The 23,215-nt window shown below is 40.1% G+C and carries 26 protein-coding genes, 1 tRNA gene and 1 pseudogene; 15 read left to right on the top strand and 13 right to left on the bottom strand.

The window, feature by feature from the left end; all coding sequences use genetic code 11:
* Positions 1–30: 30 nt before the first annotated feature.
* The 3 genes from RMZ43_RS13300 to RMZ43_RS13290 form a co-directional block, all read right to left on the bottom strand.
* Positions 31–279 carry a hypothetical protein gene (locus RMZ43_RS13300; protein ID WP_322654871.1) on the bottom strand — a complete coding sequence of 83 codons (249 nt, stop codon included), beginning with the start codon at positions 277–279 and terminating at the stop codon, positions 31–33.
* A gap of 1 nt (position 280) precedes the next feature.
* The gene (locus tag RMZ43_RS13295; protein WP_322654872.1) at positions 281–487 is read right to left on the bottom strand and encodes a hypothetical protein; all 207 of its coding nucleotides are present in this window, start codon (positions 485–487) and stop codon (positions 281–283) included.
* Positions 488–588: 101 nt separating this feature from the next.
* Complete coding sequence (locus RMZ43_RS13290) at positions 589–927, bottom strand: hypothetical protein (RefSeq protein ID WP_322654873.1); 339 nt, start codon at positions 925–927, stop codon at positions 589–591.
* 366 nt (positions 928–1,293) lie between these two features.
* Here RMZ43_RS13290 and RMZ43_RS13285 point away from each other — a divergent pair, with 366 nt between their 5' ends.
* From RMZ43_RS13285 to RMZ43_RS13270, 4 genes and pseudogenes are all read left to right on the top strand, one after another.
* Positions 1,294–1,476: a hypothetical protein gene (locus RMZ43_RS13285; RefSeq protein WP_322654874.1), complete on the top strand. Its 183-nt coding sequence runs from the start codon at positions 1,294–1,296 to the stop codon at positions 1,474–1,476.
* Between the two features lie 142 nt (positions 1,477–1,618).
* The gene (locus RMZ43_RS13280) at positions 1,619–1,981 is read left to right on the top strand and encodes a hypothetical protein (protein ID WP_322654875.1); all 363 of its coding nucleotides are present in this window, start codon (positions 1,619–1,621) and stop codon (positions 1,979–1,981) included.
* A gap of 133 nt (positions 1,982–2,114) precedes the next feature.
* Positions 2,115–2,366, top strand: a complete 252-nt coding sequence (locus RMZ43_RS13275; RefSeq protein WP_322654876.1) for a hypothetical protein — start codon at positions 2,115–2,117, stop codon at positions 2,364–2,366.
* A pseudogene (locus RMZ43_RS13270) lies at positions 2,347–2,607 on the top strand (Txe/YoeB family addiction module toxin). Before RMZ43_RS13275 ends, RMZ43_RS13270 begins: the two are co-directional and overlap by 20 nt.
* A 173-nt stretch (positions 2,608–2,780) precedes the next feature.
* Here the strand turns inward: RMZ43_RS13270 and RMZ43_RS13265 are convergent.
* Complete coding sequence (locus RMZ43_RS13265; RefSeq protein WP_322654877.1) at positions 2,781–3,113, bottom strand: XisI protein; 333 nt, start codon at positions 3,111–3,113, stop codon at positions 2,781–2,783.
* The gene (locus RMZ43_RS13260; protein WP_322654878.1) at positions 3,101–3,514 is read right to left on the bottom strand and encodes a XisH family protein; all 414 of its coding nucleotides are present in this window, start codon (positions 3,512–3,514) and stop codon (positions 3,101–3,103) included. The genes RMZ43_RS13265 and RMZ43_RS13260 overlap by 13 nt, the downstream gene beginning before the upstream one ends.
* A gap of 424 nt (positions 3,515–3,938) precedes the next feature.
* Between RMZ43_RS13260 and RMZ43_RS13255 the strand changes: the two genes are divergently transcribed.
* The gene (locus tag RMZ43_RS13255; RefSeq protein WP_322654879.1) at positions 3,939–4,565 is read left to right on the top strand and encodes a retropepsin-like domain-containing protein; all 627 of its coding nucleotides are present in this window, start codon (positions 3,939–3,941) and stop codon (positions 4,563–4,565) included.
* A 4-nt stretch (positions 4,566–4,569) separates the two neighbouring features.
* Here RMZ43_RS13255 and RMZ43_RS13250 read toward each other — a convergent pair whose 3' ends face one another.
* Positions 4,570–5,454: a LysR family transcriptional regulator gene (locus RMZ43_RS13250; RefSeq protein ID WP_322654880.1), complete on the bottom strand. Its 885-nt coding sequence runs from the start codon at positions 5,452–5,454 to the stop codon at positions 4,570–4,572.
* A gap of 103 nt (positions 5,455–5,557) precedes the next feature.
* Between RMZ43_RS13250 and RMZ43_RS13245 the strand changes: the two genes are divergently transcribed.
* The 4 genes from RMZ43_RS13245 (at position 5,558) to RMZ43_RS13230 (ending at position 8,148) form a co-directional block, all read left to right on the top strand.
* Complete coding sequence (locus RMZ43_RS13245; protein ID WP_322654881.1) at positions 5,558–6,352, top strand: methyltransferase domain-containing protein; 795 nt, start codon at positions 5,558–5,560, stop codon at positions 6,350–6,352.
* Entirely contained in the window at positions 6,303–6,512 is a 210-nt protein-coding gene (locus RMZ43_RS13240) for a hypothetical protein (RefSeq protein WP_322648051.1), read from the top strand. Before RMZ43_RS13245 ends, RMZ43_RS13240 begins: the two co-directional genes overlap by 50 nt.
* Positions 6,513–6,868: 356 nt before the next feature.
* Positions 6,869–7,426, top strand: a complete 558-nt coding sequence (locus RMZ43_RS13235; protein WP_322648052.1) for a hypothetical protein — start codon at positions 6,869–6,871, stop codon at positions 7,424–7,426.
* A 77-nt stretch (positions 7,427–7,503) separates the two neighbouring features.
* Positions 7,504–8,148 carry a DUF3318 domain-containing protein gene (locus RMZ43_RS13230; protein WP_322648053.1) on the top strand — a complete coding sequence of 215 codons (645 nt, stop codon included), beginning with the start codon at positions 7,504–7,506 and terminating at the stop codon, positions 8,146–8,148.
* Between the two features lie 208 nt (positions 8,149–8,356).
* Here the strand turns inward: RMZ43_RS13230 and RMZ43_RS13225 are convergent, their stop codons facing one another.
* Complete coding sequence (locus tag RMZ43_RS13225; protein ID WP_322648054.1) at positions 8,357–9,154, bottom strand: 7-carboxy-7-deazaguanine synthase QueE; 798 nt, start codon at positions 9,152–9,154, stop codon at positions 8,357–8,359.
* Positions 9,155–9,352: 198 nt separating this feature from the next.
* Between RMZ43_RS13225 and RMZ43_RS13220 the strand changes: the two genes are divergently transcribed.
* A complete protein-coding gene (locus tag RMZ43_RS13220; protein ID WP_322648055.1) occupies positions 9,353–10,402 on the top strand; it encodes an anti-sigma factor antagonist in 1,050 nt (349 codons plus the stop codon).
* Positions 10,403–10,555: 153 nt separating this feature from the next.
* Here RMZ43_RS13220 and RMZ43_RS13215 read toward each other — a convergent pair whose 3' ends face one another.
* From RMZ43_RS13215 to RMZ43_RS13190, 6 genes are all read right to left on the bottom strand, one after another.
* Entirely contained in the window at positions 10,556–12,010 is a 1,455-nt protein-coding gene (locus RMZ43_RS13215; RefSeq protein ID WP_322654882.1) for a YcjF family protein, read from the bottom strand.
* A gap of 105 nt (positions 12,011–12,115) precedes the next feature.
* A tRNA-Met gene (locus RMZ43_RS13210) sits at positions 12,116–12,192 on the bottom strand.
* Positions 12,193–12,238: 46 nt separating this feature from the next.
* The gene (locus RMZ43_RS13205) at positions 12,239–13,192 is read right to left on the bottom strand and encodes an asparaginase (protein ID WP_322648057.1); all 954 of its coding nucleotides are present in this window, start codon (positions 13,190–13,192) and stop codon (positions 12,239–12,241) included.
* A gap of 94 nt (positions 13,193–13,286) precedes the next feature.
* A complete protein-coding gene (locus RMZ43_RS13200) occupies positions 13,287–13,787 on the bottom strand; it encodes a CGLD27 family protein (RefSeq protein WP_322654883.1) in 501 nt (166 codons plus the stop codon).
* Positions 13,784–14,242 carry a ribosome silencing factor gene (rsfS, locus tag RMZ43_RS13195; protein ID WP_322648059.1) on the bottom strand — a complete coding sequence of 153 codons (459 nt, stop codon included), beginning with the start codon at positions 14,240–14,242 and terminating at the stop codon, positions 13,784–13,786. The genes RMZ43_RS13200 and rsfS overlap by 4 nt, the downstream gene beginning before the upstream one ends.
* A 922-nt stretch (positions 14,243–15,164) precedes the next feature.
* Entirely contained in the window at positions 15,165–16,436 is a 1,272-nt protein-coding gene (locus RMZ43_RS13190) for a glycosyltransferase family 4 protein (protein WP_322648060.1), read from the bottom strand.
* A gap of 288 nt (positions 16,437–16,724) precedes the next feature.
* Here RMZ43_RS13190 and RMZ43_RS13185 point away from each other — a divergent pair, with 288 nt between their 5' ends.
* From RMZ43_RS13185 to RMZ43_RS13165, 5 genes are all read left to right on the top strand, one after another.
* Positions 16,725–17,903, top strand: coding sequence for a DNA cytosine methyltransferase (locus tag RMZ43_RS13185; protein WP_322654884.1), 1,179 nt, complete (start codon positions 16,725–16,727; stop codon positions 17,901–17,903).
* 180 nt (positions 17,904–18,083) lie between these two features.
* Complete coding sequence (gene deoC, locus RMZ43_RS13180) at positions 18,084–18,764, top strand: deoxyribose-phosphate aldolase (protein WP_322654885.1); 681 nt, start codon at positions 18,084–18,086, stop codon at positions 18,762–18,764.
* Between the two features lie 152 nt (positions 18,765–18,916).
* Complete coding sequence (recO, locus tag RMZ43_RS13175; protein WP_322648063.1) at positions 18,917–19,846, top strand: DNA repair protein RecO; 930 nt, start codon at positions 18,917–18,919, stop codon at positions 19,844–19,846.
* A complete protein-coding gene (locus RMZ43_RS13170) occupies positions 19,833–21,470 on the top strand; it encodes an MFS transporter (RefSeq protein WP_322648112.1) in 1,638 nt (545 codons plus the stop codon). The genes recO and RMZ43_RS13170 overlap by 14 nt, the downstream gene beginning before the upstream one ends.
* A 353-nt stretch (positions 21,471–21,823) precedes the next feature.
* Positions 21,824–22,972: a glycosyltransferase family 4 protein gene (locus RMZ43_RS13165; protein ID WP_322648064.1), complete on the top strand. Its 1,149-nt coding sequence runs from the start codon at positions 21,824–21,826 to the stop codon at positions 22,970–22,972.
* Positions 22,973–23,215 lie beyond the last annotated feature (243 nt).

The raw sequence follows: 23,215 nt of genomic DNA, 5'->3' as shown, positions 1-23,215 counted from the left end.
TGCTTCAAAACGGCGATTGGTTTCATAAAATTACTGAGGACACTTAATTCTCATTATTACCCCTATTTGATTGATTGCTGATACTTCTGTATTAGAAACCTTTTTTCCTTTGTCTATTCTTCTCATAACTTCAGAACGTAATGCCTTCATTTTCTCACAAGCCTGATTTAACTCTGCTTCTGCTTGTTGTTTTTGATAAAAATTCCATCCAAAAACAACTACGCTAAATATAGTCAGAATTCCAAAAGTAATCTTAAATGTTTTTATAGTTTCCTTCATATTAATTACAATTATAAGTTTTACTGTCAATTGTAACAGTTATTATTGGAAAACCCCCAGGAACAAGTGCTTCTGCTGTGTTTACTAGATTTTTACACTTTTCTTTAGCTATTTGTTCAGATGATTTTTCAAAAAATAGTTTATTTGTAATGTTTGATAATAAAACAAAGGCTAAAATGCCTAAAATAATGCCCATTTCTTTCTTCATGTTAACTTAATTAACCTCTAAGTATGGATGGATTCATTTGGCTTTTTACTTGTAATAATCATCTGGCTTTGAACACTTTAAAAGCTAAAACTTCTCTAGTTTTATAAAACTTCTATAGGTGTAAGTAAAAAAATAAAACTTATTATACACGATATAAATTTTATACTTTCGCTTACCCAATTTTTAAGCATACATAAACGAGAACCATTGGCTATTTCAGACAAACTAGGGCAATCATAAAAAGAATTGCTTCCAAAAATAATTGACAATGGAAAAATGATGAACTTTAATAATTGTTCTGAAACTGCCCATACAAGCATAAAAATAATAATATATAGTATTGCAATGAATATAAAATTATTCTTAAGCTCTTTTGGAAGACCGTCAAGCATTGAATCCCGTACTGCTATTACTCTTATTTTCTTTTGAGGAGAAGACATTGGTCTACTGTATAAAACTTATTTATAGTCTTATATTTTAAAAATATTTACCTGAGAGAAAACCCTTAATTTAGCTTGATAAAAACTAATCATGTTCTTTAATCTCAGTAATTACACACTTTACATTATAAAAAATACCTATAAATAGTTATATTAAAATAAAAACAAACTTGTTTAAAATTGGCATATTTCATTGAATTCACCGTTTTTTCCTAATTACTAAACCTTAATAAGCTAATACCTACGCTTTACTCAGTATTCCAAATTTGAGTTTTATTCTGTCTAATAACGATCACTCAAATTCATCTCACTCAGATACAGTTACAATATGATGATAAAGATGCGAAAACTGTAGTACAAGTCATTATGCTAATTGAACCAGCATTTGAAGAAGACGAAACTACCTATCTTCTGAAATCAGAAACTAACAAGAAACATCTACTCAAAGCTTTAGAAAATGTAGAAAAAGGTAACTTAATTTTTGTTAATTTAGATGAATATGAAAAAATTCTCTTTGAACCACAAATTTATAAAATTGAAGAAGATTGATTATTTTGACTTGTAAATACCATTATGAGTAGTAAATTTTATTGAAGTGGGGATATTTTTTTAGTTGAAGCGATCGCTGTTTTTAACCAGAAGATGCAGAGCGATGCAGATACAATCATAAGTAAAAGCAAGCAGGTAGAAAATGGCTGAAATTGTCACCCTTCAACTCCCTGAATCATTGGCACAAAAGGCAAAGGAAATTGCTGCTTTCACACATCGGCGACTTGAAGATGTATTACTAGAATGGATTGAGAGCGCCATTACCGAACTACCTCTGGAGTCTCTACCGGATGATCAGGTTTTAGCTATGTGCGATATGCAGATGGAAACTCAGCAGCAAGAGGTTTTCAGTGACTTGCAAGCGCGTCATCGAGAGGGACAGTTGAATGATGCAGAAGTTCGTCAACTAGATGAACTCATGCAGGTCTATCGACATGGTTTAGTAAGTAAAGCAAGAGCCTTAAAAGTAGGTGTTGAACGCGGCTTGAAACCAGCCATGAATTAACAGTTATTGGGTACTTGCGGGTTGGCATCCTCCAGAAGATTGAACAAACCGCAGAGGAGAAAGCGATCGCTAAAATCTCATCTAAGTCATATACAGTTAAAATAGGGTGTAAAGATAAGAGTAAATATGAATTATGCTTAGTGGAATTAAACAAAAGACTATTGTTGGAAAAGATGGCAAAATTGAACTGTCTTCAACGGAATTACCAGAAGGAACTGTTGTAGAAGTCATTGTGTTAGTTGAAACAACAATTGAAGAAGATGAAACTACCTATCTTCTGAAATCCGAAACTAATAAAAAACATTTGCTCAAAGCTTTAAAGAATGTAGAAGAAGGAAACCTAATTTATGTAGATTTAGATGAATATGAAAAAAGTTGCCTTTGAACCAGAAGCTTTTGAACAATTAGGACAGTGGGCAACAGAAGACAAGAAAATTTTCAAAAAAATATTAGCACTGATTAGAGATATACAAAGAGATCCTTTTGCGGGTATAGGGAAGCCAGAACCATTAAAATATGAACTACAAGGTTACTAGTCAAGGCGGATCACAGATGAACATAGATTAGTTTACAAAGTGCAAGAAGATTTATTGATTATTTTGACTTGCAAATATCATTATGAGTAATAAAGGTTATTAAGGCTGGGATATTGTTTTAGTTCAGGTGATCGCTCTTTTTAACCAGAAGATGCAGAGCGATCGCAGATACAATCATAAGTAAAAGGCAAGCTGGTAGAAATGGCTGAAATTATTATCAAAAGCCTTAAAGGTGACTGTTGAACGCGGCTTGAAACCCACCCTTAATTAACAGCAAAATCTGTATATTTACGCACAGAAGGTAACTGAAAACCTAAAACAATATCCTCTTTTGGGACACCTAAATCAACCAATTCATTCGCAATTCCTATCTCTGTTCCATCTTGCTGAATCCAGATTTTTTCGTCAATAATATCTAGATGGAGAACAGGCCCATATATGCGGTTTTGATCGCGCCAACCTACATAAACTAATTGATAACGATCGTGTTCTGTATCAAAAATTGTCTCTGCTTGAATGCGATTATCCCAAACAATACTAGCGTTTTGTTGAAGTAAATTCTTAATATATTGTCGATATTCGTCTAGCTTTGCCATTGGTCTATCGCCTCCTGTTCAATATTATAAATTAGTAAACATTGATTAGTTTTAATTACAGATTGGATAGATGGAAGTATAAAAAAATCATTATAAACAGTACTAGGAACTGCTAAATATAAAGTACGATTAGCTTCTTGTTTTTGTAAAGCAATTCGGTAAATAATAAATTGTCCTAATGCAGCATAAAGTTCTGTTATTTTTGACGGACTTAGAAAACTCTTAATTTCAACAGCTATTTTTTGTCCTTGTTTTTCGGCTGCAATAACTTTTTCTGCTCCTAAATCAATATATAGCTCAAGGCTTCCCGCCTGGAGAGTATAAGGATCGTGAGTGATTAACCACCCTTCTTTCTGAAGTGCTGTTTTTACAACTGTATGAAAAGCATCTTTAGCAGACACAGGTTTAATTCCAATTTATGGCGGCGCTTGATATAAGAATTTCTATTTTAATAATACATTGACAAGCTAGCGAAATTTTCTTAACTAAATAAGTAGATTAACACAAAAAAAGATCGATTGTAATGGTCGAGAGGATTGAACAAACCGCAGATGATAGAGCGATCGCTCAAATTCTATCTTAGTCAGATACAGTTAGAATATGGTAATAAAGACGCGAGTAAATCAAAATGTGTAGGTTGGGTTGAGGAACCAAACCCAATATTTTGCGGGGTTTGTTGGGTTTCACTTCGTTCAGTCCAATCTACCAATATTCTTAACTGAGCAGTATTGGAAACTGTTACGAAAGTGATCGTGTTAATTGAAACACCAAATGCAGAAGATAAAACTATCTATCTTCTAAAATCAAAAACTCATAAAAAAATCTATGAATAAAACGCCCTCTCCCGATGAAAGTCAGCAAATACTGAAGTGGCTAAACCAGAATCGCCAAATGTTATTAGATTTATATAAAAATCAATATATTGCTTACAATGCTAATGGCTTAATCGCTCACAGTGAAAATCTGCGTGAAGTTATAGAATTGGCAGAGGCTTCAAAACAGCTATTTGTAATTTACTTAGTTCCACGTCGCACCGCTTCTATCCAAATTCTACCAATTCGCTTTCGTACAATTGCTCGGCATGACTGGCAACCAAATTATCATGTAAAGCTGAAGCATAGAGATATAGAAGTTTTTACAATAATGTTAGTAGACTCTGGTGCTGAATTAAGTTTAATTTCCTTAAAAGTCGGTCAAGATTTAGGCTACGCTTTGGCTGATGCTGAATCAACGTTATTAGCAGAAACCATTGGCGGAAGAGTTGAGTATGTTTTACGTAATGTTGAAATGACAATTGATGAACACAGTTTTATTGCGACTGTGGCATGGTTACAAACTAATACAGGTGGAGAACAATTACTTCTAGGAAGAGAAGTTGTATTTGATAAATTTAATATTGAGTTTAGGCAAGCTGATGAACAAATTATTTTTACCTGGCGTGGAGACAACTAATCAATTAACCACAGATACTTCTGACAAGTTGCAGAAATTCCCTTAGTATAGGTGTCATATCTTCTTCCCGCCACACTATAGCCGTTTCTACTAATGGTGTTTTCTCCTCTACAGCGCGATAAACTACACCAACCCTTTGAAGATTTTTCAATGAAGACGGTACGATCGCAATCCCCATTCCTGCTGAAACCAATCCGATAATTGTCTGCATTTGAATCGCTTCTTGAGTCACTTTCGGGCTGAAATTTCCTTGCTGGCAAAGACTTACGATTTGGTCGTAAAGTCCGGGGCCCAAATGGCGAGGGAACATGATAAAGTTTTCGTTTACTAGCGATCGCACTGAAATCTTTTCTTGTTCAGCTAAGGGATGAGTTTCTAACATAGCCACAATTAAAGCTTCTTGCTGAATGCACTTTTGATTGAGTGTGTTGTCTTCTAACGGTGGATGGGCAAAACCTACATGGATGCGGCGTTCTTGTAGCGCTTGTTCCTGCTGAGTTGTGGTTAATTCTTGCAAAATCAACTCTACTTCTGGAAACTGTTCTCGAAAGCGTCGCAAAATTACAGGAAGTAAATCATAAGTTACCAAACTAGTAAACCCAATTCGTAGTTGTCCCTTTTCACCTCTTCCCGTTTTTTGGGTTAGCTCAATTGCTTTTTCTAGTTGAGCCAAAAGTTGATAAGCTTCTTGCAAAAAAACTTGTCCAGCTTCCGTCAACTGCACCTGTCGCTTGGTTTTACGCTGAAACAGTTCTACTCCCAATTGTGTTTCTAGTTGCTGAATTTGCTGGCTTAAAGGCGGTTGAGCAATATGCAATCGCTCGGCGGCTCTACTGAAGTGCAGTTCTTCAGCGACAGCAATAAAGTAGCGCAGATGTCGCAATTCCATTTTTTTGATATTTTATAAGTTTCAATTTTATTTAAATATATATTGGACATCTGAAAAGCCCCTGCTTATGATACTCATACAAATATCGCGGGGAATCAGAGCAATGCAGGAAAAGTATACTCCAGGCTATTCAAGTAATGCGACGAATTTTATGGCAAAACGCAGCTTAGATACTCATGGTGCGTTTTTCAAGCCTTATTTACGTCCAGGTATGAAATTGTTAGATTGCGGTTGCGGGCCTGGGACGATCGCTTTGGGTTTAGCAAAAGCGATCGCTCCTGGTACGCTTACAGGTATTGATCGAGAAGCTTCTCAAATCCAGATAGCTGCTGAGACTGCTTTTACTCAAGGTGTTAGTAATGCTAATTTTCTAGAGGGAAATATATATGCTTTACCCTTCCCGGATAACTTATTTGATGCAATCTTTTCCCATGCGCTGTTTGAGCATCTTCAAGAACCAGCGCAGGCGTTACGAGAACTGTGGCGAGTTTTGAAACCGGGGGGAATTGTTGGGCTTCGTAGTCCTGACTGGGGCGGGTTTTTGATTGCACCGTCTACACCAGAACTGGAAAAAGCATTTGCTTATTACAAGTGGCTCCAGCAGCAAAATTTTGGTAATCCTTACGTAGGTAGAGAGTTACGCGCCTTGCTGCGCCAAAGTGGGTTTACTAATATCCAAGCTTCGGCTTCTTATCAATGTTCTGAGCCACTGAGTGAAGCTACAGAATATTTGGCGCTGCGAATTGAGGCTTCTGAAAAGGTGGATGGAGCTGTAGAGAAAGGTTGGACTGATGAGGGAGCGCTTACAGCAATGAGTCGTGCTTTACGAGAATGGAGTCAGCACCCAGATGGATTTTTTGCTGCTGCTTGGTGTGAAGTTGTGGGATGGAAAGGTTAAATTAATATTTCGAGTTGCTACTGCTGCTGGATTACTGCTTGGAGTGGCAAATATACTTGCTGTTTGTCCTGACTCTTCAACACAAGGAGCGATCGCATCTCTAGTCTTTGCGATCGCTAGAATTAAAGCTGAGTTACGCATGAACTTCATAACTTACTAGATAATCAAAAAAATATTGCTCACTACAATCATTCAGTGAAAACGATTTGTTGCTTGTAAATAAAATATTAAAATTTCAGTGAGTTAGTACTATATCCTTCACTGGCTAAGATTTGTAAAAATAGTGATTTTTGCTTCTTTAATAATTAACAAAATTCCTTCAGGAAATATCATTCACAGCGCCGAACGATCATCTATTTTTATTATTTTCAATGTCCAATACCCTAATTGCATACTTCTATGCGTAGGCGTAGCCCGTCGGAGACATCGCAAGTAGCCAAACCAACCTAAACAACTACCCCTAGCAGGTTAAACTAGGTCTGGTAACAACTGCTCCACGTTCCTTATGAGGCTTTTATGGGAGCTAACCTCAAACAGATTGCCAACTATTTAGATAACCTTGGTTGGGACTACCGTTTTGATGATCAAGAAGACCGAATTATAACAGGTGTGGAGGCTGATAACTTAGAAGATTTTCTAATAGTTGTCCAACTGGATGAAGAGGGAAAATTTTTCCGGGTATTTGCCCCTCAAGTTCTAGCAGGAATTCAAGACCATCCTCACAAGGCAGTTATCCTCCAGACAATGCTTGCCATTTCCTGGGAAACCAAAATGTTGCAATGGGAGTATGACCCATCTGATGGCGAAATTCGTGCCATTATTGAGTTTCCTTTAGAAGACTCGATTCTCACAGAAAAACAATTTCACCGTTGTCTCAGTGGGTTAATCCAGATTGTCGATAGCATAGCAATACCTCGCCTGAAAGAAGTTATGGCAACAGGTTTTGATCCGGGGAATATAGAACTTGGGGAAAGACTGTTACTCAGTATCCAAGAAGAAGCTCCAGGATTGCTAGATTTGCTAGAAAAGGCAATGGAAGCGAGAAAAAAGCGAGGAAGTTTTAAGGGTGAGTGAGACGGATCATCACTTAAATCGCTATACTCCAAAGTGATACCCTCACTATATACTGAAATTTTCTGGGGCTGGATATTATGACATCCTATGCAACCTCCTCTGCCAAAGCGGAAATGAGTGAACTACGGCGGTTGAAAGGCTTACTACCGCCAGAATTACAGAGCTGGGTCACGGTTGAAGGCACAACTGAAGTCAATCCACCCCTGGTTCGTTGCGAAGAAATTGGTAAAGACCAGGTAGAAATTCAAATTGACCTGGTGAAATGGGATGCCCTCGCAATGGATCAGCGTAATCTGCTGTTCTGGCATGAAGTTGCTCGCGTTCAAAATGACACGATTCCTAAAGATGGTTGGGAAATGGCAGCATTAGCCATCGGTTTAGGTGGTGCTGTCGGCGAATTGTGGGTACAAGATGGATTGCTTCTGGTGTTAGCTTTGTCGCTGTGTGGCGTGTCAGGCTGGCGATTGTACCAAAAAAATAGTGGAGAAAAACAACTGAGAGAATTGCTGAATGCTGATGAGAAAGCGATCGCTTTGGCAACTCGGTTTGGTTATACCCTCCCCAATGCCTACAAGAGTCTAGGTAGCGCCTTGAAAACCCTGATTGACAATACTCCTAGTAAGCGCCAACGGTCGAAGTACGAAGCAAGGCTCTCTGCCCTTAAACGCAGTGCTAATAAGGCAAAAGCTAAATCCAAAACTCCAGATGAGGGCGGGTTGTAATTAGGAGAGACTCGATTAATCGCGTCTGTACAGGAGTTATGAGTTATGAATTATGAGTGAACTTCAAACTCCTTACTGTTTTCCTCGTTAACAGCCTCCGAGTGGGAATGCCTACTAAGGGGGCTGCTGCCTCCCTGATTAGCGGCAGCAATGACGATTTCATTAAATCTTACTTTTTTCTTGATTACATCTTTATCAAACTCAAATTTTACAGTTGGTTCAGCATTTTATGCGTCTGTGGGATCACACGTACATACCTGAGAAAGCCCTTCATCAAAGCTTGCCACGTTAAAACTTGATCAGCCGTCGGGGCAAACACAGGTATGGATGAGAATTGTTCAGATACTGCTAAAGGCGTAACAGGTTGTAAAAATACTGAGATATCTGGACTAACCTCTGCCACCAACAAAGCTGAACGTTCCAACTCGGCTGGATCTGTGTTTTGAGACACAATTATCTTGACAAAAACATTTAAATATGAGTCATGACATAATTGGAGAAATTTAGCATGTTCTTGCCAATGACTTTCGCCGCTAACACTGGGCAATTTTAAATCCATACCTACAGAGTCTAAGTAAGGGAGAATCATTGCTAGTTGTTCTGGGCGATGTCCGCCAGTTTCTAAGTATATAGGTAGGCCAGTTATGGCTCGCACTTCTGGTAGAAACTGGGTTAAAAATGGGGCATGAAGAAGTGGTTCGCCTCCAGTTAAGCTAATGCTATCGTGTAGAGAAGGTACATTTTGTCGTTCAATCCATTCAATTAATATGGGTAGAGAGACAGGGTTAGAGTGGATTTCAAAGTCGCGCAATCCAGGCGATCGCTCTATCCGACAACTAGTAGGTGCATTCCAAGTGTGGACACTATCACAAAAGTTACAGCGCAAATCACACAAAGCAAAACGAATAAATATCTGACGCGTCCCTACATTTAGTCCTTCCCCTTGAATGGCAGAAAAGATTTCAATCAGGCGTGCGGTAGGTGTAACCGTATTTTTAGTAATCATTTGATGAGAGCAACGCGATCGCGCTGCGTCGGCACAACAACAAGGATGTTTTTTGGCTTCTTGTTCTATTGTGAATCGTCGCTAGCGATCTCCAATCTCAGCCCCGGTAAATCGAAATTAGTCCTTATTACTACTGATTCCAATATTAGGTTAGGTAATTTTCTAGGACAAAATAATATTTGGCAGATTACATTATACATGGCAACGAAAGTGCAGAGCTTCATGACTAGCCAACCGACAGAGGCCGATTTTCCAGTTAATTCCCTAAACGACACGGCTATAGTGCAAATGCCTAAGCGGTTGAGTGTGCTGGAGGCCTTAGGCTTTAAACAAACCTGCCAAAGCTTAATCCAGCCCAATTCACATCCTAAGCAAATCATTATTGACTTTCACCAAACTACTTTTATGGATAGTAGTGGCTTAGGTGCTCTAGTCAGTAATTTTAAATATGCCCAAACTCAAGGGATTACATTAACACTGCGGAATGTAACACCTCAAATTATGGCAGTCCTAAAACTCACAGGATTGGATCAGGTTTTCCCCTTAGAGCTTGTAGATGATGCGCCGCTAATACAACAGGAAGACTTAGTAGATAATCGCAAGACAACTTCCCGTAAAGTAGAGCAGTTACCCACTACACACCCTTCTGTGGCATCTTGGATGAAACGGTTGTTAGACATTGTGGGGTCTGTGGTCGGTTTATTAATTACAGGAGTTTTATTTATTCCGATTGCGATCGCTATTCAAATTAATGATCCCGGGCCCATTTTCTTTAGTCAAATCCGTTGTGGTTGGATGGGAAAACGGTTTAAGATTTGGAAATTCCGCTCTATGTGTGTGGATGCAGAAGCGAAAAAATCCCAAGTTCAAAACCAAGTGGAAGGTGCTTTTTTCAAAAATGAGAATGACCCCAGAATTATCAAAATAGGGCGCTTTTTACGGCGAACTAGTCTTGATGAATTACCCCAATTTTGGAATGTCCTCAAAGGAGAAATGAGTTTAGTAGGCACTCGACCACCTACACCCGATGAAGTAGAGCGCTACGAAGTACCGGAGTGGCAACGTTTAGATGTTAAACCCGGTATGACTGGCGAATGGCAAGTCAATGGACGTTCTACAGTCCGGAGTTTTGAAGATGTAATTCGCCTAGATTTGCAGTATCAAAAAAATTGGAGTTTGGTGTACGATTTAAAGCTAATTTTCAAAACTATAGCTATTCTGTTTAATAGAAATAGTGGTGCTGTTTAGCTAAATATCCTTATTTACAATTTTTTGGTAACTCCTAATCACAGTAATTGTTAGATATACCCAAGCCTAATTTAGGCTTGGGTAAATTTTAGGTTCACCTACAGCTAATTTTAGAAATCTAAAATCTAAAATTTGGTAATCTTCTGCATGAAATTATCCCACCCCTTTCTGAATACCAACGACTTCAACCTGCTGTGCTTCTGGTAACAAATGCTTCATGCTTTGCTTAACAAAACCTTGCAAAAAACCAATCTGCTGATTTTGCCCAAATACCTTTTGTAAGGTTTGTCGCAAATTCTCCAAATTTAAACCAGTCCCTGAATTTATTGCTATTTCCTGCTGTTGGAAATACTCAACTAGACTTAACCCTGCTACCCTGGTCAGATAAGCTGCACTTACTCCCTGCGCTACGCCGCCAGCAACAAAGGTAATGGCATTACTTTTGAGGACAGTACTAATAGCATTTGTAGAAAGTTCAACTAAACCCAGTTTCAGCATCAAACTTCCCATTGTTCCAGCTACAGTTTGCGCTTGTTCCAAGGAAAATTTCTGCTGATAGATATTACCTAAATCCATTACCATCTGAGCATTAATTGCCGCAGTCGCTAGGATATCAAGGGCTGGGACTGGATTAGCAAAAGCAGCAGCAGCAGCTATCCATTGATATTGTTCAATAATTGGGGTGGCGCGATCGCGTCTAGTTCCATTCAACCAGTTTTTCGCGTCAGCTTTCAACAACCCAGCTTTTCTCATGGTTGTTAACCAAACTAGCCGTTGTCCCTGCTGTGTCAATTCACTCAACTGCTGCGTCAACTGTTGGATATTTGGCGCTGGTTGTTCCATCCACTCTTGCATAGAACCATCAGTCTCATGCTTTCGGACTTTGATGGCAATGGGAGAGGTCGCAGTTGCAACTACATTTCCCTGCATTCGCTGTTTTAATGACAGCAAGACGCTGGCGCTTTCATCAGCTAAATACTGGTCTTGTTTGTTCAAAACCAGAATTGTGGGTTGATTTGCTGCTTTTAGCTGCTGTAAGGCTTGAAATTCTGAGTCTGTCAAATCACCGTTTGTCAAGAACAGAACAAAATCAGATTTTGCCACTTCGGCTAAAACAGCTGCATCTGAATTGTCACCTGCTTCTCTAAATAAAGGTGCTGTTTCTTCTAAAGACACTAAGTTTCGTGTCTCGACACTTTCCTTTAACACTTTAATTAAAGTGCTTTTACCTACGGATTTACCGCCAGTCACAGCAACTTTAATTTCTTGTCTGTCTAACTCCAACAACAGTTGGGCAACTTGTTCTCTAAGTGTCTCTAATGCTGTGTGGTTTTCAGCTTCTTGTGCTAGTTGATTAATTACAGTTTCAGTTTTAGCGATCGCACTTTCGACAGTCGTCCGATCCACCACCATACCATCTAGCTGCTCTAAACTGTCTTTTAGGCGATTTTTTTGGAATAACCACAAACCACCGCCTACAGCTAAAGCACTCAATAAACCAAACTCACCCACTTGTACTATAGAATCGTGCCAACTGTCCAACATCCACAGAGAAAAGGACAGTCCTAATCCTCCTACTAAAATTGGTCGCTGCAACTTCACAACCATGATTCTTTGCGCCTTTTAGATGGCTATTTCTTCCAGAATAGATCAAAATAAAACAAAAACCCTGCAATCTTCACCGATTGTAGGGTTTTTATTTTATCTTTTATTTGGTGGCGGGAAGTGGATTTGAACCACTGACCTTCGGGTTATGAGCCCGACGAGCTACCAGGCTGCTCTATCCCGCGTCGCTCTTAACTTTTTTATCATAACCTATAGTCAAGAGTTTGGCAACTACAAAAATGATAATTCTCCAATTACTTCTAAACGCTTATATTTTCCCAAGGTGACAAACTTTTCACAGAGGCTTTCGGCGGCGCTGGGACTAATCCAACCCATTTGCTGGAGTAAGTGAATAGCCACGGCGTATTTTGCTCGTTTTGCCCCATCCATAACTTTAATTGCCAATCCCAAGCCTTCACCGAGTCTACCAATGCACTGCACTCCTTCGGCACCAGTTTTACTCACGAGTTCCCCTGGAGTTAAACGCATCAGTTCCGTATCAAATTCTCCATCTCCAGCGACCATTGCGGGGTGGTGAGTCATAGCCCGGACAATGCGCTCCATATCCAAGTTTGTACTAGAGGCTAACAGTGCATATAAAGATGCCATGTGACCGAGTTGCATCAGATAAGTTGGTGCGCCACAGTCATCATGAGCGCTGATAAATTCTTCAGCTGGCATTCGCAGCAATTCTGCTACTTTGCCTAAAATCAACTGCTGTACTGGGTGCTTGCGATCCAAGTAGTTATTCAAGGGCCAACGGCGTTGCTGACAGACAGCTAACATTCCCGCATGTTTACCAGAGCAATTGTATTCCAGAGGACTGTGCTTACCTTCAGGAATTGGACACTGGAGTATAGTCGGGTCAAGATCGGCCCGCCAAAGGATGTTAAATACCTGTCGGACTTGATCTATTCTTCCTTTATGGGAACTTGTGATAATTGCTAAGTCGCGATCGCTGAGGTCATAACGTTCCAGTGTACCTGTGGTGGTGACTGCGAGTGCCTGAAATGGTTTGAGCGCTGAACGGATAAATGCAGCAGTTTCAGAATTTCCGGCAACGGTTAGAACCCGTCCTCGTTCGTCGCATACAACAGCTTGGACTATATGCCTGGATTCAATAATACCTTCCCGCAGCAACCTGACTTCCAGTGCTGTGGCTTGAGTTCGTTTTCCCATTGTCATGGGTTTATATTTATTACCTTTTTTAATTAATTAGTCATTAGTTATTAGTCATTAGTCCTTAGCTAATGACTAATGACCAATGACCAATGACTTTTTAAAACAAATGCCAAACTATACTACCAATAACGTACATTCCCGCCAACCCAGCAAAGGTAAATTGTAACCGCCGCAGAATAGGTTTGATTTCGTATGCGACAATCAAGCGATCGCGGTTGAGGATTTCCTTTGGTTTTGTCCAAGTTTGACCGTCGTACCAGCCTGACTCTTCATAAAAGACTGTGGGACTACAAAGGCGATCGCACACGTAGAACCAGCCTAAGTACAACCTTACCAGCGCCAGCACTACGCCAACACTCGCGGCGGCCGCACCACAGAGGATAAAATGTGCAATATACTTGTTCGGAGGAAAACTTGCTGCTGCCACAGGCCCTGCGACCAGCCAAGACAAACCCCAAATCCAAGCTATTTTCGTGATATACTCGCGCAAATCTAAAGTGCTATCACGAAATAGCCAGGAATTTTTTAACTCTTCGTACTCGTTGAGCGGTTGTTGGTCTGTAGGAACTGGGCAATTTGAAACCGAAGACCTAATCATGTTGGCTTACCCTCACCCTCATCAGATTCTGGAAGGGAAATACGCTCTGCATGAATCCAGAACGCTTCTAAATTATAAAACTCCCGTTCCTTGGGCATCATAATGTGAACGATCACATCACCATAGTCTTGTAGTACCCAACTACCTTCTACTTTTCCTTCTGTTCTTATGGGACGCCGTTGCAACTCAGTTTCAACTTTTCCTTCAATTGCTTGAGCGATCGCCCTGACTTGTACTTTAGAATAGCCAGTCATCATCACAAAGTAATCAGCGAGGTAAGATACCTCTGCTACTTTGAGCAATATAATCTCACCCGCTTTGCGGTCTGATCCAGCTTCGGCTATCGTTGCAGCTAATTTTCCGCTCTCCTCTTCGGTATGGGCGTGGCTCTTGGCCACACTCTTCGTCAGTGAGACAGATTGTAATGGGAAATTTCCTTGGAAATAATCAGTCATTAAACCTCATGTGCTTTCTTTTGAAACAATTGTTTACATTTACTTACAAATCACAAACAATTGATCTGAAAATGTGTCAATAGGTTTTTTTGAATACTAACAAAAAAACGGGTGTCTATGGGGGCTAGTACTGCAAGGTGGAAGTTAAAAAGAGCCAGTGCGTTGCGCGGGTTAAGAGTGTTGAACCAGCTGGCTCTCAAAAGTCAAAACTCACTCATGCTTTAAAATCGGGGTTTCTGGCTGTAATGAAATAGGTAGGTTTATTACCGTAGACCTGTCATAGCTTGATAATTGACTGCTTAGATTTTGATCTCAGTAATCAGCAGTTGCGGATGGCTATTGTTGTAGAAACCAATAAATGAAAATTTAGTACTGAGCGATCGCGTCCGTCTAAGCTTCGTAAGCAGTTTTACTAGAAAAGATAAATTAAACCAATTCGCAATTCGCTTTTTCGCAATGGGCAACTCTTGGAGACGCTAAAAGCGAACGCCCCGCTACGAGGAGAACAATTACGTGTTGTAACGGGGATAAAGACAAGCAGCCCAACACTTGTCGGCTTGATAGAAGCCGGGGACTTAAACCCCTACATTTTGTTAAAACTGCGCTTACAAGCAAGGAACACACCAGCATTAGAAGATGTGACTGGAACCAAATGACAAATTTGGAACTTGATGGTGACGATGAAAATGAGGTGGAAGTCGATAAGCTAAGTAGGTCGGCGTAAGTGATTATCGTTGGGATAAGGCAGGGAGCAGGGGAAAGAGAGTTTGAGCCTTGTTTACTTTTCTTTACACAGTTTAGTTTTATGAAGTGAATTAACCAACGATCCATTTAATCATGAGGCAGATGCGATCATTGCTAATTCATTTGGTGCAGAAGCTGCTTGGCAAGCTTTAGATAATCTAACCCCAGTGCTGTCTAATTAAACTTCTTGTTTGGTAATTCTTCTGGACTGAATTGCTCCACGTTCTGCCGTCAATGAGTAACACAACGACTCATACTGATTTAAAGCTTGCTCAAAAGCATAGTTCTCAACGGCATATTGGCGACTTTTATAACCCAGAGTTTTGACTTTTTCGGGGTTTTGATACAAATCTAAAATTGCCATTGCTAAAGCTTGGGGATCTTCTGGAGGAACGATAACTCCGCCGCCACTTTGCCTAATAGCTTTTGCTGCCGTACCATTATCGGGCACAGAAGCAACCAAAGCTCGTCCACTGGCAAGTAGCACTTGAATTTTTGATGGCATATTGAAGGATACAACATTTTTCTTTTGCACCACCAAGCCAACATCGGCAGCTGCCAACATTTGTGGCAAAGATTTGCGGGCTTGAAATGGCAGTAGCAAAACATTATCTGCACCGCAGTCTAGACATTCCTGTTGCAATCGCTGTAACCCTTTTGCTTCTCCAACGATGACAAAAACAATATCTGGGATATGGCGTAACGCAGAAGCAGCTTTAACAACGCTTTCTAAGCCTTGGGTTAGGGCAATGTTGCCAGAATAAAGTACTACAAATTTTCCATTCAGGTTATGTGCAGCGCGGAAAGGGTTATTTTCTTTAGGCAAAGGGCGGATAAAATTGACATCAACCCAGTTGGGAATTTGCACAATTTTGTCAGCTTCTACGCCCTTAGCTCGCAAATTGTCCACAAACCCATCGGCGATAACGCTAATTTTACTGGCAGTGTGGTAAGCAAATTTTTCCAACACTGTAAATAACTTTATAAGTAATTTATTTTTCAGTAGACCGACATGGACAGCTGCTTCTGGTAATATATCTTGTAAATTTAAGATTACAGGACAAGCACGTAACCATCCTAAAAGAGCAACTGGTACACAGCTTGGTAAGGATGGCGATGTTGAGAGAATAACATCTGGACGCCAACCGACGAGGGCGGGCACAAAACTAGTGACAACGAAACTAGCATCTAGTAACACCCGATCTAATAGATTGGGTTGGGGACGAATCCAAACGTAACTGCGTTGAATTTGAACGCCATTTTTATATTCGTTTAGATACCACTTCCCCCGATATTCCTGGTAAATTTGACGCTCAGGGTAGTTGGGCATAGCGGTGACTACGCGCACTTGATGCCCACGCTTCACTAGTCCCTCTGCTAATTCAGTCATCAGTGGGGCAATACCAATCGGTTCTGGATAGTAGTTATAGGAGTAAATTAAAATTCGCATAAAAATTAGCCCGTATTACCCCGGTTTTTTATTTAATGACAAATATTTGTCTTAAACATGATTTGGAGTTTTCAAACTCCTATATTTATTAATTGTGACTTCAGACTCTTTTTCTGTCAGGTATTTTCCTTAAAGATTGAGTAAATTTTGATATTCAACACTTAGAGAAAGTGTGAATTTTTTTACTATTGAACCAATCTTAAAATTGTTCATTTTTATTCAGTACGTAAGTATAAACCCTATATATTTTGATATTAATTAAGACTGCTTTACGGCAGTAGTTATTGAATGAGCGATCGCCCTTGTATTTTCTCCTTTTTTGCTGGTTCAGGTTTTTTAGATTTAGGTTTTGAAACCAACGGTTTTAAGGTTGTTTACGTCAATGAAATCTTTCCGCCATTCATGACTGCATACCGCTATTCACGGCAGGTTCTCAATCTACCGTTAACAGAATACGGGTATCATGATGGAGAAGTAGGAGATGTAACCCAACTTCTCTATGGGTTACAAACACAACATCTCCGGGAGCTAGTACAAGACTGCCGTAAATCTAATAATATTGTCGGCTTCATTGGCGGGCCTCCCTGCCCTGATTTTTCTATTGGCGGGAAAAATAGAGGGAATTTAGGAGATAATGGCAAGCTTTCCGCTTCTTACGTTGAATTAATTTGTCGCAATCTTCCAGATTTCTTTTTATTTGAAAACGTTAAGGGATTGTGGAGAACAAAAAAGCACCGTTTATTTTTTGAATCGCTCAAGCAACAATTACTGGAAGCAGGCTATATATTAACAGAGCGATTAATTAATGCTATCGAATATGGCGTACCCCAAGATAGAGAAAGAATTATTCTCATTGGTTTCCGAAATAGTTTTATTAAGGATATAGGAATAAAAGTCGGTAGTGAAAAGTTACTACATGAAGAGGCTTTTCCTTGGAAAAATCATATTTTATATCCTCAAGCAAAGGTTTTTGCTTACCCTTGGCGTCAGTGCGAACCATTCCAAGAAAATTCCATCATGCCTTGCCCTGACGACATCCCTGAAGAATTAACAGTTGAATACTGGTTTAGAAAAAATAATGTGCTAAAGCATCCCAATGCTGAAAACTGTTTTCAACCAAGGGCAGGTATCACACGATTTGCTGCTATTAATGAAGGAGATGATTCTAAAAAGTCTTTCAAGCGTCTGCATAGATGGCGTTATTCTCCGACAGCTTGCTATGGAAATAATGAAGTACATTTGCATCCCTATAAAATCCGGCGAATATCTGTGGCGGAAGCTTTAGCAATACAATCTTTGCCTACGACTTTTGTACTTCCTGAAAATATGTCGCTTACGAATATGTTTAAAACTATTAGTAATGGCGTACCATATTTAGCATCTAAGGCGTTAGCTAAAACTATTTTGGATTTCTTAGCAGCTGGTGTGAAAAACGCTGTTGATATTTCTAAGCTTACTACTCTTTAATGTCAACTTAAACACTTAGAATAACTCTGCGACATCTACAAAGCTGACATCCTATGACATCCTAGAAAAGTCAGCAGCTTCTTTTCAGAATAAACTTGTCATAAATATGGTTTAATATATATATAAGAAATGTTTTAATTTTTTATAAAGTTTAATAATCAATCCCTGGCAGAAGACACGATGGCAGCAGACTATCCAAACATTGATATTGCGCCATTTATCGATCACTCCCTCTTAATGCCAACTGCTAGTCCAGAGCAGGTTGAGCAGTGGTGTGAAGAAGCATACAGATTCAATTTTGCGGCGGTTTGCCTATTTCCCGTTTATGTCAAACAAGCAGTCGAACTCCTGCACGGCAAGAACCCGAAAGTCTGTACGGTAATTGGCTTTCCTTCTGGTGCGACGACTTCAGCAGTAAAACTGTATGAGGCTCAAGAAGCGGCGGATAATGGCGCTACTGAGTTAGATGTGGTAATGAACTTGGGCTGGTTGAAAGCTGGTAAAACTGAACAAGTCCACCGGGAAATTGCCGAAATTTGTGAAGAGACTGGGCAAACTGTCAAGGTAATTTTGGAAACGAACCTGTTGACAGATGCGGAAAAAAAAATAGCTGCTGAAATAGCTATGGAGGCGGGAGCGGCTTTCTTAAAAACTAGTACAGGTTGGAATGGTGGTGCAACAGTGGCAGATGTACGACTTTTGCAAGAATTTGCCAAAGAAAAAGTAGGAATTAAAGCCTCAGGTGGTATCCGCACTATCAATCAAGCTCTAGACTTAATCGTAGCGGGTGCTACTAGATTAGGCACATCTCGCGGTATCGATTTGATCCGCCAGCGCGATAACCTGGGAAAGGGTGAATAGTCATTTGTCCTTTGTCCTCTCTTACAAAGTTCTGATCGGAGGAAACCTCCGCTCAGACTTTGCGCTTTGTCATTTGTCATTTGTCCTAAGCTAATGACCCTTAAGCAATGACTAATGACTAATAACTACTAATGACTAGTGACTAATGACTAATGAGTAGAACCTATAAAGCAACGGGAATTAATCTTAAAACCCAAGTGCTAGGAGAATCGGATAAAATAGTGACGATTTTGACACCAGAATTCGGTCTGATTCGAGCAGTGGCTCCAGGGGCACGCAAGCACAACTCCAGCCTGGGCGGCAGGAGTGGTATGTTTGTTGTGAATGAACTATTGATTGCGAAAGGGCGATCGCTTGATAAAATTACCCAAGCACAGACGTTAAAAACTTATCCTGGTTTAGCTAAAGATTTGGGAAAATTAGCTGCCAGCCAGTATTTAGCAGAAATAGTCTTGTGTCAAGCTTTGAGCGAACAACCCCAAGAAGAACTTTATGAGTTGTTCAATGAACATCTCCATCGGTTGGAGGCGTTATCTAGTGCAAATCCATCTGGGGTTTTGGCTCATCTGGCTCATGGGGTGTTTCACCTTTTAGCGTTAGCAGGAGTAACGCCACAAGTACAAGTCTGCTGCCTATCTGGACACCTCCTCAAACCAAATTTTACAGACCCAAACTGGCAGGTAGGATTTAGTATCCCTGCGGGTGGAACGGTTTCTTTAGAAGCTTGGGAACGTTTGCGAAGAGAGGGTGAGAGGGAGAGGGAAATACAAAGAAATTCATCTTTTTCTCCATCACCCAATCACCCCATTATCCCATTACCTCCAAAACCTGGCTCCCAAACAGTTGTTGTGCATCGGCAAGAAATACCTGTGATTTCTAGTCGTCCGGGTGCTATGGAACTGGCTTTGCTTCAACATCTGTCACAACCAGAGATAATGCAAATTGATGGTGCTAGAGATCATGACTGGTTATCTGTTGAACAGATTTTGCGCCAGTATGCTCAGTATCAATTAGGTCGCCCTATTCGCTCTGCTACCTTGATCGACTCTTATTTTGCTGCCAACCATGATGCAACCGTCTGATTTGGATAAAAAAATCCTACCTTTGTCACCAAGCCTCGCGAAAAAACAAAATAGGGTATCAGATCCTACAGTTAGGAATCACTTGAGTGCTGTTTCAAAGTGTACATCTAGTCAAATAAATGGACAAGAAATGTCCCCAAAAGACGTTTCTAAAAACGAGCAAAATTGCACAGACCAGATTCCAAAAGCTGATATTCTAAGTCAATCAGAAAAACAATCTGAGGACAAATTAACTACTGCCCAAGAAAATAGCAACGGGCATTTGCCATTAGCTACTATCCCAGAAAAAGAATCACCAACATTAAATGGATCTGGTTCTGGTGGAGAAGCTGGTTCAGGAAATATCAAACGGCAAGGGTTTTTGCCTGTATTAAAAAACCCTAATTTTCTGGCTCTTTGGGGTGGTCAAGTTTTCTCGCAACTAGCAGATAAAGTTTATTTGGTGCTGATGATTGCTTTGATTAATACTCAGTTTCAAGCTAGTAATCAAAGTATTAGTGGTTGGGTATCAGCCTTGATGATGGCTTTTACGATTCCCGCCGTATTGTTTGGTTCAGTTGCTGGTGTGTTTGTTGATCGCTGGTCGAAAAAGGCTGTGCTGGTGGCAACAAATATTTGGCGCGGTATCCTGGTTTTGTCAATTCCCTTCCTGCTGTGGTTGACTCATGACTGGAAACCCATAGGAGTTTTGCCAGTTGGTTTTTTGATCATTCTGGGTGTAACTTTTTTAGTTTCTACGCTGACGCAGTTTTTTGCACCGGCAGAACAGGCGGCAATTCCCTTAATAGTACAAGAACAGGATTTACTCTCGGCAAATTCGCTTTATACGACAACGATGATGGCATCGGTGATTGTTGGGTTTGCTGTCGGGGAACCATTGTTAGCGATCGCCGATGGACTTTGGCTGCAAATTGGTGGTAGTGGTAGTTTGGGCAAAGAATTTTTAGTAGGTGGTAGTTATGCGATCGCAGGAATAATTTTATTCCTCCTAGCAACTAAGGAAAAACACTACCACCCTGATACAGAATTCCCTCACGTATTTTCTGATTTGCGAGATGGTTTTGCCTACCTTAAAGCAAATCATCGTGTCCGCAATGCTTTGCTTCAGTTGATTATCTTATTTTCTGTTTTTGCAGCATTAACTGTTCTAGCGGTTCGCATGGCGGAAATCATTCCCAACATGAAAGCCTCCCAGTTTGGCTTTTTGCTAGCAGCTGGCGGTGTTGGCATCGCTGCGGGAGCAGCACTTCTGGGTCAATTTGGTCAACGCTTCTCCTACACCCAACTAAGTCTGTACGGTTGTATGGGCGTGGCAGCATCCCTGATTGGTCTATCAATTTTTACAACCCAACTGTGGCTAGTCCTGTTACTGATAGCGCTATTAGGTATCTTTGGGGCACTAGTGGGTATTCCTATGCAAACAGCGATTCAAACAGAAACACCTCCAGAAATGCGTGGTAAAGTTTTTGGTCTACAAAATAATGTAATTAATATTGCTCTATCCTTACCTTTGGCATTAGCAGGTGTGGCAGAAACCTTTGTAGGATTAGAGGCAGTTTTTTTGGGATTAGCTGCGATCGTCTTTTTAGGAGGTATTTTAACCTGGTATAACTCACACAAGTAGTTATCAGCTAACAGGAGCTATTATTAATTACTTTTAAGTAACTAATATTTACTTAAAGCTTTTCTGTTCATGGTAAACTATGGTCAGTGAAAATTTATCACATACTTGCGGGATATCAATCTGACATTAGTCAAAATAAGTTGTTTAAATATTAGAAATTAACAACTTATAAGTAGAATAAATAAAGCCATAAATCCCCTGGTTTAATCAGCTTAAAATAGGCTTTTTGAACTAGATTCTGTTGGAAATCTGTAATAACTAAAAAAACCAGCAAGTATAGCTAGATAAAATAAAAATCACCAAGGACACACAAGTAATAGATCAAACCCGCTTTTCTTACAGTTAAATAAAGAATGCGTATAGCCTGGATTGGAAAAAAATCACCCTTTTGCGGCAATGTAACCTACAGTCGAGAAATTACAAATGCCTTGCTAGATAGGGGACATCAAGTTAGCTTTCTTCACTTCGCTCAAGAAGAGTCTGAACCTGATAATTGGCCAAATCTTCGAGAGGTTTCCCTCCCTTTCATTTACAAGTCCCAGGTTTATACAATTCCCACTTTTAAAGCGACCAAACTTTTAACGGAGTCGCTGCGGAAAATTAAGCCAGATATAGTCCATGCTTCCTTGACGCTATCTCCTCTAGACTTTTTTCTACCGGAAATCTGTGAGGAACTGAGGTTGCCCCTAATTGCCACTTTTCACACACCTTTTGCTGGCAAGGGAGCAAAGCTGATATCGGGAACACAACTTTTGGCTTATCAACTCTACGCGCCTTTTTTGGTTAACTACGATCGCGTGATTGTATTTTCTCAAATTCAGCGAGAATTATTGGCAGGGATGGGTGTAAGGAAAGAAAATATAGCCGTAATCCCCAATGGTGTCGATACCGCGAAGTATTGTCCAGGGTTTTCTCAAGTCAAAACAGAATTTAAAGCCGAACGTTTGTTTGTCTATCAGGGTCGAATAGCCCCAGAGAAAAACGTCGAAGCCCTCCTCCGTGCTTGGAAGCAGTCGGCAATGGGGCCTGGTACTAAGTTGCTAATTGTTGGCGACGGCCCTTTAAAGTCTTCCTTAGAGCAATTTTATGGTTCAGAATACGGCATTATCTGGTTGGGATTTGTCGCTGATGAAGACCGACGCATTGAGATTTTGCGAGGCGCAGATGTATTTATTTTGCCTTCATTGGTAGAGGGTTTGTCTCTATCTTTGTTAGAAGGAATGTCATGTGGCTTGGCTTGTTTAGCAACAGATGTGGGTGCAGATGGAGAAGTTTTGGAAAAGGGCGCAGGTATAGTTATTAATACTAAAACAGCGCGATCGCAATTAAGAACCCTCTTGCCAGTATTGCAAGACCATCCTGAGTTAACAACCTTACTGGGGCAAAAAGCTAGAGTGCGTGTATTAGAACGCTATACCCTTAGTAAAAATATTACTCTGCTCGAAGAACTTTATAAAGAAGTTTTAGCACAACGACCTCTACCGCTAAGTCGTAGAGCGTAGGGAACGCCAGTTGTTACAACAGATAGCGCAGCGTTAACGGAAAAGTGCTTAAGAAAAGACTGGCATCGTGAAATTGCTCTTAATCCCCTACAAGATCCGATAAAGCTCTACAGATTATATCTGTGGAGTTTTTGATTTTAACGATACTTTTCGTCTAAGCTAAAATGTAAATAATTATCGGCGAAAATTAATATATTAGTTAGCATAAAAGAATAAATAATAGTAAATTAAAGCTAAAAAATT

This window comes from Nostoc sp. CmiVER01, assembly GCF_034531135.2.
In the GTDB taxonomy this organism is placed as follows: Bacteria; Cyanobacteriota; Cyanobacteriia; order Cyanobacteriales; family Nostocaceae; genus Nostoc.
This window is presented reverse-complemented; position numbering and strand designations above follow the sequence as displayed.

What these genes read in the sequence shown, in the direction of transcription:
- RMZ43_RS13295 (WP_322654872.1), bottom strand. Translation starts at nt 487, where the DNA reads ATGAAGAAAGAAATGGGCATTATTTTAGGCATTTTAGCCTTTGTTTTA.
- RMZ43_RS13220 (WP_322648055.1), top strand. Translation starts at nt 9,353, where the DNA reads ATGGCAACGAAAGTGCAGAGCTTCATGACTAGCCAACCGACAGAGGCC.
- RMZ43_RS13290 (WP_322654873.1), bottom strand. Translation starts at nt 927, where the DNA reads ATGTCTTCTCCTCAAAAGAAAATAAGAGTAATAGCAGTACGGGATTCA.
- RMZ43_RS13240 (WP_322648051.1), top strand. Translation starts at nt 6,303, where the DNA reads ATGGATTTTTTGCTGCTGCTTGGTGTGAAGTTGTGGGATGGAAAGGTT.
- RMZ43_RS13255 (WP_322654879.1), top strand. Translation starts at nt 3,939, where the DNA reads ATGAATAAAACGCCCTCTCCCGATGAAAGTCAGCAAATACTGAAGTGG.
- RMZ43_RS13170 (WP_322648112.1), top strand. Translation starts at nt 19,833, where the DNA reads ATGCAACCGTCTGATTTGGATAAAAAAATCCTACCTTTGTCACCAAGC.
- RMZ43_RS13275 (WP_322654876.1), top strand. Translation starts at nt 2,115, where the DNA reads ATGCTTAGTGGAATTAAACAAAAGACTATTGTTGGAAAAGATGGCAAA.
- deoC (WP_322654885.1), top strand. Translation starts at nt 18,084, where the DNA reads ATGGCAGCAGACTATCCAAACATTGATATTGCGCCATTTATCGATCAC.
- RMZ43_RS13185 (WP_322654884.1), top strand. Translation starts at nt 16,725, where the DNA reads ATGAGCGATCGCCCTTGTATTTTCTCCTTTTTTGCTGGTTCAGGTTTT.
- RMZ43_RS13235 (WP_322648052.1), top strand. Translation starts at nt 6,869, where the DNA reads ATGGGAGCTAACCTCAAACAGATTGCCAACTATTTAGATAACCTTGGT.
- RMZ43_RS13205 (WP_322648057.1), bottom strand. Translation starts at nt 13,192, where the DNA reads ATGACAATGGGAAAACGAACTCAAGCCACAGCACTGGAAGTCAGGTTG.
- RMZ43_RS13245 (WP_322654881.1), top strand. Translation starts at nt 5,558, where the DNA reads ATGCAGGAAAAGTATACTCCAGGCTATTCAAGTAATGCGACGAATTTT.
- RMZ43_RS13285 (WP_322654874.1), top strand. Translation starts at nt 1,294, where the DNA reads ATGCTAATTGAACCAGCATTTGAAGAAGACGAAACTACCTATCTTCTG.
- rsfS (WP_322648059.1), bottom strand. Translation starts at nt 14,242, where the DNA reads ATGACTGATTATTTCCAAGGAAATTTCCCATTACAATCTGTCTCACTG.
- RMZ43_RS13300 (WP_322654871.1), bottom strand. Translation starts at nt 279, where the DNA reads ATGAAGGAAACTATAAAAACATTTAAGATTACTTTTGGAATTCTGACT.
- recO (WP_322648063.1), top strand. Translation starts at nt 18,917, where the DNA reads ATGAGTAGAACCTATAAAGCAACGGGAATTAATCTTAAAACCCAAGTG.
- RMZ43_RS13200 (WP_322654883.1), bottom strand. Translation starts at nt 13,787, where the DNA reads ATGATTAGGTCTTCGGTTTCAAATTGCCCAGTTCCTACAGACCAACAA.
- RMZ43_RS13165 (WP_322648064.1), top strand. Translation starts at nt 21,824, where the DNA reads ATGCGTATAGCCTGGATTGGAAAAAAATCACCCTTTTGCGGCAATGTA.
- RMZ43_RS13215 (WP_322654882.1), bottom strand. Translation starts at nt 12,010, where the DNA reads ATGGTTGTGAAGTTGCAGCGACCAATTTTAGTAGGAGGATTAGGACTG.
- RMZ43_RS13280 (WP_322654875.1), top strand. Translation starts at nt 1,619, where the DNA reads ATGGCTGAAATTGTCACCCTTCAACTCCCTGAATCATTGGCACAAAAG.
- RMZ43_RS13250 (WP_322654880.1), bottom strand. Translation starts at nt 5,454, where the DNA reads ATGGAATTGCGACATCTGCGCTACTTTATTGCTGTCGCTGAAGAACTG.
- RMZ43_RS13230 (WP_322648053.1), top strand. Translation starts at nt 7,504, where the DNA reads ATGACATCCTATGCAACCTCCTCTGCCAAAGCGGAAATGAGTGAACTA.
- RMZ43_RS13225 (WP_322648054.1), bottom strand. Translation starts at nt 9,154, where the DNA reads ATGATTACTAAAAATACGGTTACACCTACCGCACGCCTGATTGAAATC.
- RMZ43_RS13265 (WP_322654877.1), bottom strand. Translation starts at nt 3,113, where the DNA reads ATGGCAAAGCTAGACGAATATCGACAATATATTAAGAATTTACTTCAA.
- RMZ43_RS13190 (WP_322648060.1), bottom strand. Translation starts at nt 16,436, where the DNA reads ATGCGAATTTTAATTTACTCCTATAACTACTATCCAGAACCGATTGGT.